This is a genomic window from Rhodopila sp. (genome assembly GCF_035548235.1).
GTDB lineage: Bacteria > Pseudomonadota > Alphaproteobacteria > Acetobacterales > Acetobacteraceae > Rhodopila.
The window spans coordinates 1-17,123 of record NZ_DASZTJ010000072.1; the positions used below are offsets into that span (position 1 = coordinate 1).

The window sequence follows — 17,123 nt, forward strand, 5'->3', positions numbered from 1 at the left end:
GGGCATTCACGGACCTCGATGAAAAGAGCTGGTCGCAATCGCCGCCGCTTATGGCGGAAGCAGGGCCACGTCACAAGCGCGCCCCGCGTTTGTAACAATTAAGACGGTCCCGGTCGTGACGTCAAAAGGCTGAAAAAAGCGACAGATCGTCAGGCTGGCGTAAACGCTTTCTTCACGTTCGGACCGTTGAATCAAAAAACCGGCGGGGATAGGCCCCGCCGGTTTCACTTTGGAGGACGTTGATACGATCAACCATCAACTTCCTGCTGGGAATGTGTGGTGGTCGTGACGATAAAAGTCAAGATTATCCGCAAGAAGCAGTAGGAGAACGAGCCGGTCCCATGGGACCGGATCACCTCCTGGGCTTGCGGCCGTTGACAGCATCCCGCGCCCATTTCCATCCTGTCGCGACAGGAGGATCCTCGTGCCGGAAATCTACGTTCACGCCGTTGAGGGCCGCAGCCTGGATCAGAAGCGTGGCCTGATCCAGGACATCACCGCCGCCGTGGTCAAACATTTCAAGGTCGCACCGGAGTCGGTGACGGTGCAGATCGTCGAGTCCTCGAAGGACAACAAGGCAAAAGGCGGCGTGCTGTTCAGCGAGCGGTGAACAGCGACAGCAGTCCTTGCAGCAACTGCCGCGGCGTTGGGGGGCAGCCACGGACCGTCACGTCGACGGGGATGACCGCCGATACCCCGCCCTCCACCGCATAGCTGCCGGCGAAGACCCCGCCATCGGCGCCGCAATCGCCGACCGCCACCACCCATTTCGGGTTGGGCGTGGCGACCCAGGCACGCTCCAGTGCTTCCCGCATGTTCTTGGTCACCGGCCCGGTCACCAGCAGCACATCGGCGTGGCGCGGCGAGGCGACGAAACGCAGCCCGTACCGCTCCAGGTCGTAGAACGCGTTGCTGAGTGCGTGGATTTCCAGCTCGCAGCCGTTGCAGGATCCGGCGTCGACCATCCGGATCGACAGGCTGTGGCCCAGCCGCTTCTGCGCCACCTTGTCCAGCGTCGACGCCATCGCCGCCATCTCGGGATCCAGGGGCGGCGGCGGTTCGGTGACCGGCCGCTTCAGCCCCTGCAGCAGGTGATACAGGACCACTTAGAGCATCCGCTGCAGGATCAGCTTCTGCACGTCCGACGTGCCTTCGTAGATCTGGCAGACGCGGACGTCGCGGTAGATCCGCTCGACCGGATAGTCGGCCAGGAACCCGTACCCGCCCAGCGTCTGGATCGCGGTGGTGCAGATGGCCTCGGCGGCTTCGGATGCGAACAGCTTGGCCATGCAGGCGGCCTCCAGCGCCGGCCGCCCCTCGGCTTTCAGCCGCGCGGCATAGAGCGTGAGCTGCCGAGCGGCCTCCAGCCGGGTCTTGGCGTCGGCGAGGCGGAAGCCGACGGCCTGGAAATCGATGATCGCGCCGCCGAACGCCTTGCGGTCCCTGGCGTATCCCACCGCGTAGTCCAGCGCGGCGCGCGCCATGCCGATGCTCTGCGCCGCGATGCTGATCCGGCCGGACTCCAGCGTGGACAGCGCGATCTTGTAGCCTTCGCCCTCGGCGCCGATGCGCTGGTCCTCGGGGATTTCGGCGTCCTCGAAGGTCAGGGCGCAGGTGTCGGACGCCTTCTGGCCCAGCTTTTCCTCCACCCGCGCGACCGAGAAGCCGGGATGCGTCTTGTCGATGACGAAGGCGGACAGGCCTTTCTTCCCGGCCGAGGGGTCGGTGACGGCGAAGAACACCAGGCTGCCGGGGTGGGTGGCATTGCTGATGAACTGCTTCGCCCCGTTGACGACATAGCGGTCGCCTTTCTTCACCGCTCGGGTGCGCAGGTTCGACGCGTCCGACCCGGCCTGCGGTTCGGTCAGGCCGAAGGAGCCGACATGCTCCCCGGTCGCCAGCTTGCGCAGCCAGCGGTCCTTCTGCGCATCGGTCCCGTAATTGCCGATCACGATGCAGGTCGGGGAGTTATGGACCGACACCATGGTGGAGACCGACCCGTCCCCGGCGGCGATTTCCTCCACCACCTTGGCATAGGTGACCGGATCGATTTCGCTGCCGTCCCACTGCGCCGGCGTGGTCGCGCCGAAGACGCCAAGCTCCCCGAGTTCCGCGATGACGTCGGCTTCGATACGCTTGGTCTTCTCCCGTTCCGCGGCCAGGGGCGCCAGGCGCTCCTGGCTGAAGCGGCGGATCATATCGACGATCATGCTGTCGCCGTCGGGCGACACGGACGGGGTGATGCTGTCGGGCATGGCGGGCCTCGATGATGGACCAATTTGTATTTGGGACCGGTCTACACCTGCCTGTGACGCCGGTCCACCAAATGCGGTGGGTGCGCATCCTGGGCGTGCGGCCTTATGATGCCGTATCGTCCAAGTCGAGAAAGAGCCGATGCGCCTGCTGATTGCCGTCATCCTGTCGACCTGCCTCGGCGCGTCGGCCTGTCTTGCGGATACCGCGCTGAAGCGCGTCGTCCTGTCCACCGGCGGCGTCGGTTATTACGAATACGAGGCCGAGGTCGACGGCGCCGGCTCCGTTGGCCTGGACGTGCCGATCGGCCAGGTCGACGACCTGCTGATGTCGCTGGTCGTGTTCGATCCTGCGGGCGGCGTGGCGAACGTCACCCTGCCGGGCCGCGACGACACGGTGCAGGCGTTCGGCGACGCCCCCTTCGGGCCCGCGGCGCTGGACTCCCCGATCGCCCTCCTCAATGCCTTGCGCGGCGTGGAAGTGACCGTCCAGGGGTCGCGTCCGATGACCGGGCGGCTGATGAACGCGGAGGAGGAGCAGGAAACCAACGGCCAGGTCAGCCAGAAACGCACGCGCGTCACCCTGCTGGGCGCCGAGGGCTTGCAGCAGTTCGTGCTGGAGGACGCCGGCAGCGTCCAGATCGCCAATCCGGTCCTGCGTGCCCAGGTCGACCGCGCGCTGGAGGCGATCCGAGCGCAGGCGAGGCAGGCGGTGCGGCATGTGACGATCCATCTGACGGGCGGCGGCAAGCGCACCGTCGATATCGGCTATGTCGCCGGCGCGCCGTTGTGGAAGGCGACGTATCGGCTGGTGCTCGATCCTGGGAGCACGGCGCATCTCCAAGGCTGGGCGACGCTGGAGAACCAGTCCGGCGCCGACTGGAAAGGCGTCGCGCTGACGCTGCAATACGGCAACCCGGTTGCCTTCCGGCAGGCCTTGTATCGCAGCTATTTCGTGCAGCGCCCGGAGGTGCCCGTCGAGATCCTGGGGCATGTGCTGCCGGATATCGACACCCGTGCCCGCGCCATGCAGGCCTTCGCCGAACCGGCCGCCGCGCCGCCGCCGGCTCCGGCTCCGGTGGGCATGGCCGCGCCGAAGCTGGCGCCGGCCCTGGCGGCGGCGCCCGCGACATCGGTGGCGGAAACCGGCGACGAGACGGTCTTCACCCTGCCGCAGCCCATCGAGCTGCAAGCCGGTCATTCGCTCAACGTCGCGATCTTCGATTCGACGCAGGCCGCCCCGCGCGTCGGCCTTGTGCCGTTCAGGGCGACGCATCCGCTGACATCGGTCCGGCTGAAGGCGGACAGCGCACACAGCCTGCCGGCGGGCGTCATCACGGTCTATGATACCGTTGCGAACGAGACCGGTTTCGCCGGCGACGCGCGCCTGGGCGGCGTGCCGGCGGGCGAAACGCGGCTGGTGTCCTTCGCCCAAGACCTTCGGACGACGGTCGAAACGAAGCAGTCGCCCCGGCCCGACATCGCCACCGCGGTGACCGTCGCGAACGGCGTGATGACCTACACGGTCCGGTCCCGCCAGGCGATCGAGATCACCATGACCGGTCCAGCCCAGGAGTCGCGCAACCTGCTGCTGGAATTGCCCCGGGGCGGCCTGGGACAGACCCTGACCTTCGCGGACGGGAAGACCAAGGCGACCGAGGAGACCGCGACCGCCTATCGCGTCGCCGTCGCGCTCGCACCCGGGGAAACGCGGACGCTGACCGCGTTCCTGGACCAGCCGGTCAGCCGCACCGTGGCTTTGATCGACGGCGACGAGTCGGTGCTTGCTTTCGTCTGCAACCAGGACACGTTGAACCCGGCCGCGCGGACGGCGCTGCGGCATGTGCTGGAGTTGCGGCAGGCCGCCGCGCGCCAGGCGGCCGGCGTGAAGGCGCTGCAGGCGCAGATGGATGACGTGCTGGCGGACCAGGATCGCCTGCGCAAGAACCTGGCGGTCGTGACGGCGGGGGATGCCCTGCGGACCCGCCTGGTTCAGGCGCTGGATGCATCGGAAACCCGTGCGGAGACGCTGCGCAAGGCGATCGCCTCGGCCGAGACGGACGCGGCGAAAGCGCGCCAGGCGGTCGCGGACGCGGTGGGGGCGTTGAAGATCTGACATTCGCGGCGGGGTCGCACCGACCCCTTCCCGTCATGGCGGGCGGAGGCCCGCCATCCGCGCCCGGCGGTGTCGATGCAGCGGTGTCGATACAGGGGCAAGGCGTAGCTGGCCCGCACTGCGGCCGTGCTGCGGCAGAGGCGCCGATGCCATGGCGCTGCTTGTCCTAACGCGCAGGGGCCCTTCGATTCCCGTGACGTCGAAAGGCCATTACGTCAGGCGAGCGCATCAGGACGCCAGCGCCTTGTTCCAAGCCAGCAACGACGTCCGATGATACGCATGGCAGATCGCCACCGCCAGCGCATCGGCCGCGTCCGCTCGGTTTGTCACCGCCGCAGGCATCAGCCTCGTGACCATCAGGCCGACCTGCCGCTTATCCGCCGAACCGGAGCCTGAAATCGCCTTCTTCACAGTCTTCGCCGGATATTCCGAAACAGGAATATCCGCCATCGCCGGCGCCAGCAGCGCGATCGCGCGGGCATACCCCAACTTCAGCGAGGTCGTTCCGTTGCTGTTGAAATAAGTTTCCTCGACGGCGGCCTCGGCCGGCTGGTAGCGGGCCAGAAGGTCGGACAGCCCGTCATGAAGACGTTTCAGTCGTAACGGTAACCGGTCCTCCCCGTCGGTGGCGATGACGCCGGACGCGACATAGCGCAGGCTGGGGCCTTCCGCCTCGATGATGCCCCAGCCGGTGAACCTCAGGCCGGGATCGATGCCAAGCACCCTGGTCATGCGTCTGCTCGTCCTCCTGGTCGTGCCGATCTGGGCCGCCCAACCGGGGCCACCCGCGCCGGAGACCGCCCGAATCGGGCGGCCGTCTCCGGCGGCAGACTAGCACGGACGCGGGGGACAGGGTCAGGTGCGGCGCACGTTCCAGAAGACGAACTGGCCGGGGATGATGCCCGTGATGTTCGTCCGGCACGCCGTGTCATAGAAATACTGCCCCAGCGGCAGGTACGGCAGTAGGTCCAGCGCCTTCTCCTGGATGTCGCCGGCGATCGTCTGCTGCGCCGCCAGGTTCGGGGCTTCCAGCCACGCCTCGATGCCCTGCTGCACCGGCGGCAGGTTGGGCCAGCCGAACCAGGCCTTGTCGCCGTTCGACCGCAGCGGCTGGTTGGTGATCGGCGTCGTCATGTCGATGCCGGCCCAGCTTGTGATGAACATGTTCCAGCCGCCCTTGTCCGGCGGCGACTTGCTGGCGCGGCGCTGCACCAGCGTGCCCCAGTCCATCACGGCGTAATCGACGTTCATGCCGATCTTCTGCAGCATGTCCTGGGCGACGGCGCACATGCCGAACAGCGCCGCCTGGTCCGACGGCGCCATGAAGACGATCTTCTCGCCCTTGTACCCGGCGTCCACCAGCGCCTTCTTCAGCGCCGGCAGTCCCGGCTTCGGCGCGCTCAGCACCGACAGGCCCTTGCTGCTGGCCATCGGCGTGCCGGGCGCGAAGGTGCCGATGCCGTCCTTCCACATCTTCGGATCGGTGCCCGCGGCAGCCGTCATGAAGTCGGCCTGCGACATCGCCTGCAGCACCACTTTCCGCACCGCCGGCTTGTCGAACGGCGGATAGAGGTGGTTGAAGATCCCCGTCCCGATATTGCCCAGCGGCGTGCCGAGTTCGGTGCGCACGCCGCTCGCTTTCTGCAGCAGCGGTAATATGTCGTTCTGCGGGTTTTCCCACCAGTCGACCTCGCCCTCGGTCAAGGCGCCGGCGGCGGTGGCAGGGTCGGGGATCACCACCCACTCGACCCGGTCGAAATGCACGATCTTCGGCCCCGCCAGCCAGTCGACGGTCCCGCTGGGCCGGGGCACGTAGTCCTTGTTCTTGGCATAGACGACACGGCTGCCGACGACGCGTTCGCTGGCGACGAAGGTGAACGGTCCGCTGCCCACGATCTCGGTGATCGCGGTGAACGGATCGGTATTGGCCAGCCGCTCCGGCATGATCACCAGCGCCGGCGGCCCGATCTTGGCCAGGCAGTTCAGCACCAGCGCGAAGGGGCGCTTCAGCCGGATGGTGAAGCGCTTGTCGTCCGGCGCGCCCATCTCGTCCACCCGCGCCATCAGCGCCTGGCCCATCGGATCGCGCGCCGCCCAGCGCTTGATCGAGGCGATGCAGTCGCGCCCGCGCACCGGCGTCTTGTCGTGGAACATCAGCCCGTCGCGCAGGGTGAAGGTGTAGAGCTTGCCGCCGTCCTCCACCGTATGGCCCTGGACCATCTGCGGCTGCGGCGTCAGCGTGTGGTCGATGCCGTAAAGCTGGTCCCACACCATGGTCGCGTGGAAGCGGGTGATATAGGCGGTGGTCATGACCGGATCGATCACGGTCAGGTCCGCTTGCGGCACGTAGCGCAGGACGCTGGCTTTCCCCGTTTGGGCGAAGGCGCGGGCTGCCGGCAACGCGGCCGCGGCGCCGGCAAGGAAACTGCGTCGCTGCATCGATGAACCTCCTGATGATAGGCGGCGCGGACGAAGCAAGTCGAATGCCAGTCCGGCGCCGGAGTGCGGCCGGTCTAAGCGGCGGGTGGTCCCTTGGCCCAACGGATCGCCGCCCGCGCCAGCGAGTCGACCGTATCGATCACCGGCGCCTGCAGCCCGTCCGCAGGTCCGGCGAGGATCCCCAGCGGGATTTCCGTGCAGCCCAGGACGACCGCTTGCGCGCCGCGGGCCGCGAGGCCGTTGACCACCTGGCGCAGCGGTTCATAGGCACGCCCGACCTGGTTGGCTTTCACCGCGGCGATCGCCGGCGCGATCTTGCCGGCCATTTCATCGGCGTCCGGCACCAGGCAGTCCCAGCCCAGGCTGGAGAGCCGGTCCTGGTAGATGTGCAACCTTTGGGTGGCGGCCGTGGACATCAGCCCGATCGGGCCGGGCTTGATGCCGGCGGCGCGCAGGTCTTCGGCGGCCGCGTCGACGATGTGGAAGATCGGCACGCCGGCGGCGTCCAGCATCGGCTGGTACCAGTAATGCGCCGTGTTGCACGGAATGACGATCGCGCCGCACCCCGCCTGGCGGAGACCCTGTATGCCGCGCAGCAGCGCCGGCAGGGGATCCGGACCGCGGCCTTCCAAGAACTCGGGCCGGCCGGGAATGGTGGGATCGGACCAGAGCACGGCCGGGATATGGTCGGCGTCGCGCTCACCGGGCGTCAGCAAGGTCAGGCGCAGCATGAAATGCGCACTCGCGAGGGGACCCATTCCGCCCAGGACGCCCAGCACCTTGGTGTTCATGGCTGCGTTCGTAGAGCGGCGAGGGCGCTGCGTGCAAGGCGCCATTTCGCGGAGACCGCGCCGGCGGCCGCTCTCCCCTTCACGAACCCCGTCGTCGCGACTAGGCTTCCACCCAATCGGGCGCTGCGGATTTTCGCGGCGCCGAAACAGGGGGAAGTGATGTCTGGAACGATACCTGTCGTCGCCCAGAAAGGGTCCTACAAAGTCGAAGTGGAGGCCGGTAAGGCCTATTGGTGGTGTGCCTGCGGCAAAAGCGGCAAGCAGCCGTTTTGCGACGGTTCGCACAAGGGATCGGCATTCAGCCCGCTGAAGTTCGAGGCGGAGACCAGCGGGATCGTGTCATTCTGCGGCTGCAAGGCGACGGGCAACCAGCCGCGCTGCGACGGTTCGCACAAGAACCTGCCCTAACAAGAACCTGCCCTAAGGAGAAGCGGCCGCCTGCCTGTCGCGGTCCCCGCGCGCCATGACCGGCCGTGGGCCGGTCATCCAGGCCTTTGACCCATCGATGGCATGGACGTCGCGGGTGGCCGGGACAAGCCCGGCCATGGCACATAGCTTGGTGCGCCGGCCATCGCCACGGCAACGCGAGGGAGTCCGCGTCGCCGCAGGTTGCGTACGGGGGGAAAGGCCAGTCCCCCGCCCTGGCTACGCGGCCGAACGCATGCCGCGGGGTTGGTTGCCGTTGAAACGGCGGCGGCGGGCCTGGCCGGGGGCGCCGGGGCGCTTGCCCTGCCCCTGGGATTGCATCGGCGGGGGCGCGTCCCCGACGATCGTGATCGGGCCGCCGAGAAGCCGCTCGATCACCCGCAGCGTCCCCCGTTCCTCGGGATCGCAGAACGAGATCGCCACGCCGGCCGCCCCCGCTCGGCCGGTCCGGCCGATGCGGTGGACATAGCTCTCCGGTTCGGCCGGCAGGTCGAAGTTGACCACGTGCGACACGCCCGTCACGTCGATGCCGCGCGCCGCGATATCGGTGGCGACCAGCACCCGCGCCCGGCCGGTGCGGAACTCCCGCAGGGCCTTCTCGCGCTGCGACTGGCTCTTGTTGCCGTGGATCGCGTTGACCTGGTGGCCGGCGTTCTCGATCGCGGCGGCGACCTTGTTGGCGCCGTGCTTGGTGCGGGTGAACACGATCACCCGGCTCAATCCCTGGTCCTGCAGCAGCGACAGCAGCAGCGACTGCTTGCCGGATTGCGGCAGGTGGTGGACGAACTGGTCGATCTTCGGTGCGGTCTCTTCCTTGCGTTCGATCTCCACCCGCACCGGCTCGCGCAGCAGGCTTTCGGCCAGCGACGTGACCTCCCGCGGCATGGTGGCGGAGAACAGGCAGGATTGCCGCTTCTGCGGCAGCGCCGCCACGACGCGGCGGATGTCCTTGATGAAGCCCAGGTCCAGCATCCGATCGGCCTCATCCAGCACGAAGCAGGACACGCCGGCCAGGTTCAGCTCCCGCGTGTTCATCAGGTCGCAGACGCGGCCCGGCGTGCCGATGACGATATCAGCACCGCGGCGCATCGCCTCGACCTGCTTGAACCGGCTGGCGCCGCCGATGATGACGACGGTGCGCAGGCGGAGATTGGCGGACAGGAAGCGGACCGTCTCATCGATCTGCAGCGCCAGCTCGCGCGTCGGCGCCAGGATCAGCGCCCGCGTGGTGAACGGCGCCGGCCGCACCGGCTGGGCGCCCAGGTGATGCAGCATGGGCAGGCTGAACGCGGCGGTCTTGCCGCTGCCGGTCTGCGCGATGCCCAGAAGGTCGCGGCCAGCCAGCAACGGCGGGATGGAATCGGCCTGGATCGGGGTGGGAGTAACGAATTTGCGGGTTTGCAGAGCACGCAGCAGCGGTTCGGCGAGGCCGAGGGCCGCGAAAGACAAATCGGTCACGAGGAAAGGTTCACTCCGGCGCCGCGTCATAGGCGGGCCTTGGGTCCGCCACCCCGCATGATCGAGGGGGACGAACGGATTTCAAACAGGATTTCCGGAAACGCGGGGAAAATCGGCCCGCTGATCACGCAATCTCGGAAAGACGGCGTGCATATCGGGGAGATGTGGAGGAATTGCAAGGTTTTTGTGCGGCGCGGTGCGACGGACGTGGCCTTCGCCATGGCGTCCGCGGGGCCCAGCGCCGCTCAGGCGCCTCGCCTTACCCCGCCAGCTTGCGCTTCAGCGTCTCGTTCACCAGCGCCGGGTTCGCCTTGCCGGCCATCGCCTTCATCGTCTGGCCGACGAAGAAGCCGAACAGCTTGTCCTTGCCGGACCGGTACTCCGCCACCTTGTCGGCATTGGCCGCCAGGATCGCGTCCACCGCCGCGTCGATCGCGCCGGTGTCGGTGACCTGCCGCAGCCCCTTCTCATCGACGATGGCCGCAGCGTCCTTGCCGGTCTCGACCATCGCCTCGAACACGTCCTTGGCGATCTTGCCGTTGATCGTGTTGTCGGCCATCAGGTCCAGCAGCCCGCCCAGGGCGGCGGCGCTGACCGGCGGGTCCTCGATGGTCCGCCCCGTCCGGTTCAAGGCGGCGAAGAAATCCCCCATCACCCAGTTGGCGGCGGTCTTCGCGTCCCGCGCCTTCGCATTCCCTCCTCGGGCCACCGTCTCATAGAAATCCGCCGTCGCCCGCTCCGCCACCAGCACCGCGGCATCATAGGGCGTCAGTCCGTACTCGCGGATGAACCTGGCCCGCTTGGCGTCCGGCAGTTCGGGCAGGGAGGCTTTCAGCGCGGCGACCCAGTCTTCCTCCAGCACCAGCGGCAGCAGGTCCGGATCGGGGAAATAACGGTAGTCGTGCGCGTCTTCCTTCGACCGCATCGACCGGGTCACGCCGCGGCTCGAGTCGAACAGCCGCGTCTCCTGCATCACCGTCCCGCCCGACTCCCAGACCTCGATCTGGCGGATCGCCTCGGCCTCGATCGCCTGCATCACGAAGCGGACCGAGTTGACGTTCTTCACCTCGCAGCGCGTGCGGTACGGCTCCCCATGCCTGCGCACCGAGACGTTGACGTCCGCGCGCATCGAGCCTTCCTCCATGTTGCCGTCGCAGGTGCCGAGATAGCGCAGGATCGAGCGCAGCTTGCGGAGATAGGCGCCGGCTTCCTCCGGACTCCGGATGTCCGGCTCCGACACGATCTCCATCAGGGCCACGCCCGCTCGGTTCAGGTCGATATAGGACTTGGTCGGATGCTGGTCGTGCAGCGACTTGCCGGCGTCCTGCTCCAGGTGCAGGCGGGTGATGCCGATCGCGCGGGTGGAACCGTCGGACAGTTCGATCTCCACCGTGCCGGTGCCGACGATCGGGTGCTCGTATTGGCTGATCTGATAGCCGGCCGGCAGGTCGGCATAGAAATAGTTCTTCCGGTCGAACCGGCTGACCAGGTGGATATGCGCATTCAGCCCCAGGCCGGTCCGCACCGCCTGGGCGACGCATTCGCGGTTGACGACCGGCAGCATGCCCGGAAAAGCGGCATCGACAAAGCTGACCTGCGTGTTCGGCTCCGCGCCGAAGGCGGTGGCGGCGCCGCTGAACAGCTTGGCGTTGCTGACGACCTGGGCATGCACTTCCAGGCCGACGACGATTTCCCAGGGGCCGGAGGACCCGGCGATCGTATAGCTCATGCTGCGTCTTTCGGGCGAAAAGGCCAGGATGCGGAGGATCGAACCGGGTCCGAGCACGGCGGCGGACCACGACGGCGCGGCCACGACGGAGGCGCGGCCGGACGGATCGCCGCACAGGGGGGCCGATATAGGATGTGGCGCCACCGCCGCGCAACCCTCGGACATCAAAACCGCCATCCGCACTCGGTTGCGGGTTTTACGTCGTTGCGGCTATCTGGTAGCTGAATGGGTCGACCGCCGCTGGCGGTGATCCCGCTGGCCGACTTGTGGAGCTTCGCATCTTGTCAGAGCAGGTCTCTGCCCACATCCCTCTGGCTGTGGGAAACGCTACGTTGTCCGACTGGCTGGCTCTGCTGAAACCGCGGGTTCTGCTCCTGGTCGTCTACACCGGCGTGATCGGGCTGGTCATTGCGCCGGGTCACCTGCCGCCGTTCCAAAGCCTGATGGCGATCGCCTGCATCACCGGCGCGGCAGGGGCCTGCGGCGCGATCAACATGTGGTACGACCGCGACATCGACCGGCTGATGCGCCGCACGCGCAACCGTCCGATCGCGGCGGGGCGCGTCTCGCCGGCCGGCGGCCTGTGGTTCGGCATCGTCCTGGCGGCCGCCTCGGTGGCGGCGATGTGGGCGACGGTCAACGGGCCGGCGGCGGCGGCGCTGGCGTTCTCGGCCTTCTTCTACATCTTCATCTATACGATCTGGCTGAAGCGCCGCACGCCGCAGAACATCGTCATCGGCGGCGCGGCCGGCGCCCTGCCGCCGGTGATCGCCTGGGCGGCCGCCACCGGCTCGATCGGCCCGACCGCCCTGGTGCTGTTCGGCATCATCTTCATCTGGACCCCGCCGCATTTCTGGTCGCTGGCGCTCTGGGCGAACGAGGATTACCGCGTCGCCGGCGTGCCGATGCTGCCTGTCGTCGCCGGCGCCCGGGTCACCAGGCTGAACATCCTGGGCTACACCATCCTGATGGTGCCCTTCACCACGCTGCCCTATTTCATGGGCGCGGCCGGCCCGATCTATTTGGCCGCCGCGCTGGTCCTGGGCGCCCTGTTCCTCTGGCACGCCTGGCAGGTGATGCGGGACAAGCAGGATGAGACGGGGGTCAGCCTGACCGGCGACCAGCCGGCGAAGAAGGCGTTCAAATACTCGGTGCTGTACCTGTTCGTGCTGTTCGGCGCGCTGGCGGTCGACCACTGGGTGATGCACGCGCTGGCCTGATACGCCCGTCCCGCATCATACCCGGAGGGCGGGCGGGATCTTCATCCCCAGCTCATCGGGAATCGCCCACGTCTCCTGCACCTGGCGCACCACCTCGAACCCGGCGCGCAAATAGTTCGGCAAGGCCCGCGGATGGTCCGCCGTGCAGGTGTTGACCGTCATCCCCGTCGCGCCGGAGCGCCAGACCTCGTCCACGGCACAGCGCAGGAAGGCGGACCCGATGCGATGGCCGACCATGTGCGGCATCAGGCCGAAATAGCTGAGGTTCACATCCGGCCAATGGCTGGCGTCGAGCTGGAAGAACCCGCCGACCTCCTCGCCCTTGGACAGCACATGGATGGTCACCGCCGGATTGGCCAGCATGCGTGCGAGATCGGCGTCCGACATCACGCGATTGAGCCACCAGAGGTAGTCCTCACCCACTGTATTGTACAGGTAGCGATAGAACGGCACCGAGGGATTGCGCATGAAGATGATGCGCATATCGGCCGGCAGCTTGGGCGCGGGCCAGTCCGGCGGCCCGTCCATGCGCAGGAAGGTCACCGTGACCCTGGCTCTGGTGACACGACCTAACATCCCGTGCTCCACACCTCTAGCCTCTCACTCTACCGCAGTTTCGCCCGCCCGGTCATCGCCGTGCAATACGGAGAACCGCGTATCCCGAAATCGCTCCGAACGCATCCGCGAACTGGACCGTTCGTCCGCGCCCGGTTACGTCCTTTGGCATGAGCAGACGGACTCAGCAGGCCGAGTCAGCCTTCCGCCTCGGCCAGCAGTGCCACATGGCGGGCCGCTTCGGCGAGGCGGAGCAGGCCTATCGCCAGGTGATCGCCGCCATGCCGCGCCACGCCGAGGCGATGCATGCGCTGGGTGCGCTCTTCCTGCAGACCGGCCGCCCCGATGCGGCGGATGAGATGATCCGGAAGGCGATCGCGCTTCGGCCCGCCGCGGCGTTCCAGTTGACCCGGGCGAATGCGCTGTTGGGCCTGGGACGGGCGCAGGAAGCGGCGGCGTGCGCGCGGATCGTGCTGAAGGCCCGCCCATCCAGCGCCCCCGCCTATCAGGTCCTCGGCCACGCGCTGTGCGACGCGGGCGACGCCGAGGCCGCGATCCAGGCCTATCGGCAGGCGCTGCGCCTCGACCCCGCGCTGCCCGACCTGCACAACAACCTGGGCACCGCGCTGCGTCTCGCCGGCCGGTTGGAGGAAGCGGAACGCGAGCTCCGCCTCGCGCCGCCGGACCCTGGCGCGCTGGTGAACCTGTCGAGTGTCCAGAAGGAACGGGGGGCGTTCGCCGATGCCGAGGCGACGCTCCGCCGCGCGCTGACCCTGGCGCCGGAGGACCCGGTACTGCTCTACAACTGGTCGCTGCTGATGAACCTGCAGGGGCGGCCGGAGGAGGCCTGGGCGGGATGGGAACAGCGGTTCCGCGCCGGTGCCGTGCCGATGCGGACCTTCAGCCAGCCGCAATGGTCGGGCGACGGCCTGGAAGGCCGCACGCTGCTGGTGCACGGCGAACAGGGGCTGGGCGACGTCATCCAGTTCGCCCGCTATGTGCCCGCGATCGAGGGACGGGTGCTGTTCGAGGCGCCGCCGCGCCTGCTGCGCCTGCTGGGTTCCAATCCGGACATGCCGACGCTGGTGCCGGCCGACGGCCCGTTGCCTCCGTTCGACGTCGTCGCGCCCTTGCTGAGCCTGCCCGCCCGCATGCGCGTCCCGCCGCGAACGCCACCCTACCTGTTCGCCGAACCGGCACGGGTGACGGCCTGGCGGGACCGGATCGGGCCCGACGGCTTCCGTATCGGCATCGCGTGGCAAGGGTTTTCCGGGCGGCACGAGGATAACGGCCGATCCCTGCCGCTCGCCAGCTTCGCGCCCCTGGCCGCGATTGCGAACGTGCGCCTGGTCAGCCTGCAGAAGGGCGAGGGCGAGGCGCAGATCGCCGGCGTGCCGTTTGCCGTCGAGACGCTGGCGGGGCTGGATGACGGCGCCGATGCCTTCGTCGATACCGCGGCGGTGATGGACGTGGTGGACCTGGTGATCACCTCCGATACCTCGATCGCCCATCTCGCCGGGGCGCTGGATCGCCCGGTCTGGGTCGCGCTGCGCAAGGTGCCGGACTGGCGGTGGATGCTGGATCGCGACGACAGCCCCTGGTACCCGTCGATGCGGCTGTTCCGCCAGCGGACGGACGGCGATTGGACCTCGGTCTTCGGCCCCATGGCCGAACGGCTGGCGCGGATGGTCGGGCCATGACCGCGCCGTCCGTCCCTGTTTCCTGGGGCGAGCTCTGGGACAAGATCGCCATCCTGCGCATCAAGGTCGACCGGCTGCGCGATCCGTCGGCCCGCGCCAACGCGGCGCACGAACTGGCGGCCCTGACGGCGGTCGGGGGCGAACCCCCTCGGCCTCTCCGGCCGCTGCTGTCGGGCCTGCTCGCCGTCAACCTGCGCCTGTGGCGGATCGAGGACCGGATCCGCGAGCACGAAGCCGCTGGCGATTTCGGCCCCACCTTCGTCGCCCTCGCCCGTTCGGTCTACCGGGAGAACGACGAACGCTGGCGGATCAAGGCGGCGATCAACCGCGTCCTGGGGTCGGAGGTGGTGGAGGAAAAGCAGTATTCGGCCTATGGTCAGGCGCCATGACCGATCCGATCGCCGACAACCTGCGCCACGTGCGCGACCGCATCGCCAACGCCGCCATCGCCGCCGGCCGCAAGCCGGAGGACGTGACGCTGGTCGCCGTCTCCAAGACCAAGCCGGTCGAGGTGGTCCTTGCCGCGCTGGCGGCGGGCCAGAGCGTGTTCGGCGAGAACCGGGTGCAGGAGGCGGCGGGCAAGTTCCCGGCCCTGCGCGGCGCGCACGCCTTCAGCCTGCACATCATCGGCGGCCTGCAGACCAACAAGGCGCGCGACGCGGTGCGGATCGCCGACGTGATCGAGACGCTGGACCGTCCGAAGCTCGCCGACGCGCTGGCGGCGGCCGCCGCCAAGGAAGGCCGCACGCCGAACCTGCTGATCGAGGTCAACGTCGGCGCCGAGGACCAGAAATCCGGCGTCTCCCGCGTGGACGCCGACGGGTTCATCGACGACTGCAAGGGCCGCTTCGGCGCCGCGCTGCGCGGGCTGATGTGCGTCCCGCCGCAGGGCGAGGACCCCCGGCCGCATTTCACCTGGCTTGCCGACCGGGCGGCGCGGCACGGGCTGCCGGTCGTGTCGATGGGGATGTCGGCGGATTTCGAGATCGCCATCGCCTGCGGCGCCACCTGGGTCCGGGTCGGCAGCGCGATCTTCGGGTCGCGGTGACGGACGGCCCCGCGGCGGCCACGGCCGCGTGACGCTGTCCCGGCCGCCATCGCCGGCGTCGGCGATCTCTTAGGCGCGTTCCCTCTCGGCACCCCGCGCCAACGGAGGCGCTGTGTTCGCGGCGCCGAGGGCGCGTTGCAACAGCACGGTGTCGAGCCAGCGCCCGTGCTTATGGCCCACGGACTCCAGCGTCCCGACCAGCCGGAACCCCAGGCGCTGGTGCAGCCGGACGGACCGGTGGTTTCCGCTGTCGCCCACCACCGCCACCATCTGCCGGAAGCCGCGGTCCTCGCAGGCCGCGATCAGCGCCGAAAGCAGCGCGGTCCCCAACCCGGACCCGATCCGGTCCGGGTGCAGATAGACCGAGTTCTCCACGGTGTCGCGATAGGCGGCGCGCGGCCGATAGGGGCCGGCATAGGCATAGCCGGCGACGGCGCCGTCCAGCGTCGCGACCAGGTATGGATAGCCCTGGTCCAGCAGCGCCGCGCGGCGCCGAGCGATTTCGGCGGTCGTGGGGGGATCGGTCTCGAAGGAGGCGAAGCCGTGGCGCACGTGATCGGCATAGATCGCGGCAATGGCGGGGACGTCGTCGTCCAGGGCCGGACGGATCAGGGGTGTCGTTTCCATGCCGGCCATTCTCGTGGCCTGGCCGCTCGTCCCAAAGAATATTTTTCCTATTTGGCCCATAAGTATAAATTTCGCTTATGTCCAGCCCGACCCTTCGCCAGATCCGCACCTTCCTCGCCACCCTCGACCTGGGAAGCGTCACCGAGGCCGCCCGCTCCCTCCATCTGACCCAGCCCGCCGCCAGCCAGCAGTTGCGGGAGATGGAGCGTTCCCTGGGCGTACGGCTGCTGGAACGCGCCGAGGGGCGCGCAGTCCCCACCGCGGCCGGCATGGCGATCCTGGAGCCGGCGCGCCGAACCCAGGCCGCGGCGGCTGAGGTCATCGACGCCGCGGCCGCCTGCCGATCGGGCGAATTCGGCCGTGTCCGCCTGGGGACCGGCGCCACCGCCTGCATCTACCTGCTGCCGTCCGCCCTCGCGGACGCGCGGCGACGCATGCCGGCGCTGGAGATCGTCGTGGTCACCGGCAACTCGCCCGACATCCTGCGGCGGGTGGAGGACGGCAGCCTGGATGCCGGGCTGGTGACGCTGCCGCGCCGGCTGGCCCCGAAGCTGAGCGCCGTGACGCTGCATCGCGACAGCCTCGTCGCGCTGGTGCCCGAGTCCTGGCCGGCCGAGGGGGACCTGTCGCCGGCGTGGCTCTCGGAGCGGCCGTTGATCCTCTACGAAAGCGGCAGCGACACGCGCGGGATCGTCGACGGCTGGTTCCGGCAGGCGGGCCTGGCGGTGAAGCCGGTGATGGAACTGGGCAGCGTGGAGGCGA

General features: G+C 68.5%; 17 protein-coding genes. 8 read left to right on the forward strand and 9 right to left on the reverse strand.

Annotation, left to right across the window (positions count from 1 at the left end; all coding sequences use genetic code 11):
- Positions 1-424: 424 nt before the first annotated feature.
- Positions 425-610, forward strand: coding sequence for a tautomerase family protein (locus VHB27_RS05820; RefSeq protein WP_325598142.1), 186 nt, complete (start codon positions 425-427; stop codon positions 608-610).
- On the opposite strand, the gene VHB27_RS05825 is transcribed toward VHB27_RS05820, so the two are convergent.
- Together VHB27_RS05825 and VHB27_RS05830 are read right to left on the reverse strand one after the other, a co-directional pair.
- Positions 597-1,106 carry an NADH-quinone oxidoreductase subunit B family protein gene (locus VHB27_RS05825; RefSeq protein WP_413788615.1) on the reverse strand — a complete coding sequence of 170 codons (510 nt, stop codon included), beginning with the start codon at positions 1,104-1,106 and terminating at the stop codon, positions 597-599. The genes VHB27_RS05820 and VHB27_RS05825 overlap by 14 nt on opposite strands.
- The gene (locus tag VHB27_RS05830) at positions 1,107-2,255 is read right to left on the reverse strand and encodes an acyl-CoA dehydrogenase family protein (protein WP_325598144.1); all 1,149 of its coding nucleotides are present in this window, start codon (positions 2,253-2,255) and stop codon (positions 1,107-1,109) included.
- A 139-nt stretch (positions 2,256-2,394) separates the two neighbouring features.
- On the opposite strand from VHB27_RS05830, the gene VHB27_RS05835 reads away from it, so the two are divergent.
- Complete coding sequence (locus tag VHB27_RS05835) at positions 2,395-4,368, forward strand: hypothetical protein (RefSeq protein ID WP_325598146.1); 1,974 nt, start codon at positions 2,395-2,397, stop codon at positions 4,366-4,368.
- 228 nt (positions 4,369-4,596) lie between these two features.
- On the opposite strand, the gene ruvC is transcribed toward VHB27_RS05835, so the two are convergent.
- From ruvC to VHB27_RS05850, 3 genes are all read right to left on the reverse strand, one after another.
- Positions 4,597-5,100, reverse strand: a complete 504-nt coding sequence (gene ruvC / locus VHB27_RS05840) for a crossover junction endodeoxyribonuclease RuvC (protein ID WP_325598148.1) — start codon at positions 5,098-5,100, stop codon at positions 4,597-4,599.
- A gap of 123 nt (positions 5,101-5,223) precedes the next feature.
- Positions 5,224-6,807 (reverse strand): ABC transporter substrate-binding protein, encoded by a 1,584-nt coding sequence (locus tag VHB27_RS05845; protein WP_325598150.1) that lies wholly within the window; start codon positions 6,805-6,807, stop codon positions 5,224-5,226.
- 74 nt (positions 6,808-6,881) lie between these two features.
- Positions 6,882-7,598, reverse strand: coding sequence for an aspartate/glutamate racemase family protein (locus tag VHB27_RS05850; protein ID WP_325598152.1), 717 nt, complete (start codon positions 7,596-7,598; stop codon positions 6,882-6,884).
- A gap of 159 nt (positions 7,599-7,757) precedes the next feature.
- Here VHB27_RS05850 and VHB27_RS05855 point away from each other — a divergent pair, with 159 nt between their 5' ends.
- A complete protein-coding gene (locus VHB27_RS05855; RefSeq protein ID WP_325598155.1) occupies positions 7,758-8,006 on the forward strand; it encodes a CDGSH iron-sulfur domain-containing protein in 249 nt (82 codons plus the stop codon).
- A gap of 237 nt (positions 8,007-8,243) precedes the next feature.
- Here VHB27_RS05855 and VHB27_RS05860 read toward each other — a convergent pair whose 3' ends face one another.
- Together VHB27_RS05860 and gatB are read right to left on the reverse strand one after the other, a co-directional pair.
- On the reverse strand, positions 8,244-9,482 hold the full coding sequence (locus tag VHB27_RS05860) for a DEAD/DEAH box helicase (protein ID WP_325598157.1): 1,239 nt from the start codon (positions 9,480-9,482) through the stop codon (positions 8,244-8,246).
- 259 nt (positions 9,483-9,741) lie between these two features.
- Entirely contained in the window at positions 9,742-11,211 is a 1,470-nt protein-coding gene (gene gatB, locus VHB27_RS05865; RefSeq protein WP_325598159.1) for an Asp-tRNA(Asn)/Glu-tRNA(Gln) amidotransferase subunit GatB, read from the reverse strand.
- Between the two features lie 278 nt (positions 11,212-11,489).
- Here gatB and VHB27_RS05870 point away from each other — a divergent pair, with 278 nt between their 5' ends.
- A complete protein-coding gene (locus VHB27_RS05870; RefSeq protein WP_325598175.1) occupies positions 11,490-12,431 on the forward strand; it encodes a heme o synthase in 942 nt (313 codons plus the stop codon).
- A gap of 15 nt (positions 12,432-12,446) precedes the next feature.
- On the opposite strand, the gene VHB27_RS05875 is transcribed toward VHB27_RS05870, so the two are convergent.
- Positions 12,447-13,007 (reverse strand): GNAT family N-acetyltransferase, encoded by a 561-nt coding sequence (locus VHB27_RS05875; protein ID WP_325598161.1) that lies wholly within the window; start codon positions 13,005-13,007, stop codon positions 12,447-12,449.
- Between the two features lie 149 nt (positions 13,008-13,156).
- Here VHB27_RS05875 and VHB27_RS05880 point away from each other — a divergent pair, with 149 nt between their 5' ends.
- Genes VHB27_RS05880 through VHB27_RS05890 form a run of 3 tightly spaced genes read left to right on the forward strand, consistent with a single transcriptional unit; the run spans position 13,157 to position 15,734 of the window.
- Positions 13,157-14,686: a tetratricopeptide repeat protein gene (locus tag VHB27_RS05880; protein WP_325598163.1), complete on the forward strand. Its 1,530-nt coding sequence runs from the start codon at positions 13,157-13,159 to the stop codon at positions 14,684-14,686.
- Entirely contained in the window at positions 14,683-15,075 is a 393-nt protein-coding gene (locus VHB27_RS05885) for a DUF6165 family protein (RefSeq protein WP_325598165.1), read from the forward strand. Before VHB27_RS05880 ends, VHB27_RS05885 begins: the two co-directional genes overlap by 4 nt.
- Complete coding sequence (locus VHB27_RS05890; RefSeq protein WP_325598167.1) at positions 15,072-15,734, forward strand: YggS family pyridoxal phosphate-dependent enzyme; 663 nt, start codon at positions 15,072-15,074, stop codon at positions 15,732-15,734. Before VHB27_RS05885 ends, VHB27_RS05890 begins: the two co-directional genes overlap by 4 nt.
- Before the next feature lie 69 nt (positions 15,735-15,803).
- Here the strand turns inward: VHB27_RS05890 and VHB27_RS05895 are convergent, their stop codons facing one another.
- Entirely contained in the window at positions 15,804-16,361 is a 558-nt protein-coding gene (locus VHB27_RS05895; protein WP_325598169.1) for a GNAT family N-acetyltransferase, read from the reverse strand.
- 77 nt (positions 16,362-16,438) lie between these two features.
- On the opposite strand from VHB27_RS05895, the gene VHB27_RS05900 reads away from it, so the two are divergent.
- Positions 16,439-17,123 (forward strand): LysR family transcriptional regulator (locus tag VHB27_RS05900; RefSeq protein ID WP_325598171.1); only part of this gene is annotated, 685 nt, incomplete at its 3' end.

Coding starts and splice junctions, on each gene's coding strand:
- VHB27_RS05895 (WP_325598169.1), bottom strand. CDS start 16,361: ATGGAAACGACACCCCTGATCCGTCCGGCCCTGGACGACGACGTCCCC.
- VHB27_RS05845 (WP_325598150.1), bottom strand. CDS start 6,807: ATGCAGCGACGCAGTTTCCTTGCCGGCGCCGCGGCCGCGTTGCCGGCA.
- VHB27_RS05890 (WP_325598167.1), top strand. CDS start 15,072: ATGACCGATCCGATCGCCGACAACCTGCGCCACGTGCGCGACCGCATC.
- gatB (WP_325598159.1), bottom strand. CDS start 11,211: ATGAGCTATACGATCGCCGGGTCCTCCGGCCCCTGGGAAATCGTCGTC.
- VHB27_RS05885 (WP_325598165.1), top strand. CDS start 14,683: ATGACCGCGCCGTCCGTCCCTGTTTCCTGGGGCGAGCTCTGGGACAAG.
- ruvC (WP_325598148.1), bottom strand. CDS start 5,100: ATGACCAGGGTGCTTGGCATCGATCCCGGCCTGAGGTTCACCGGCTGG.
- VHB27_RS05835 (WP_325598146.1), top strand. CDS start 2,395: ATGCGCCTGCTGATTGCCGTCATCCTGTCGACCTGCCTCGGCGCGTCG.
- VHB27_RS05855 (WP_325598155.1), top strand. CDS start 7,758: ATGTCTGGAACGATACCTGTCGTCGCCCAGAAAGGGTCCTACAAAGTC.
- VHB27_RS05830 (WP_325598144.1), bottom strand. CDS start 2,255: ATGCCCGACAGCATCACCCCGTCCGTGTCGCCCGACGGCGACAGCATG.
- VHB27_RS05875 (WP_325598161.1), bottom strand. CDS start 13,007: ATGTTAGGTCGTGTCACCAGAGCCAGGGTCACGGTGACCTTCCTGCGC.
- VHB27_RS05850 (WP_325598152.1), bottom strand. CDS start 7,598: ATGAACACCAAGGTGCTGGGCGTCCTGGGCGGAATGGGTCCCCTCGCG.
- VHB27_RS05880 (WP_325598163.1), top strand. CDS start 13,157: ATGAGCAGACGGACTCAGCAGGCCGAGTCAGCCTTCCGCCTCGGCCAG.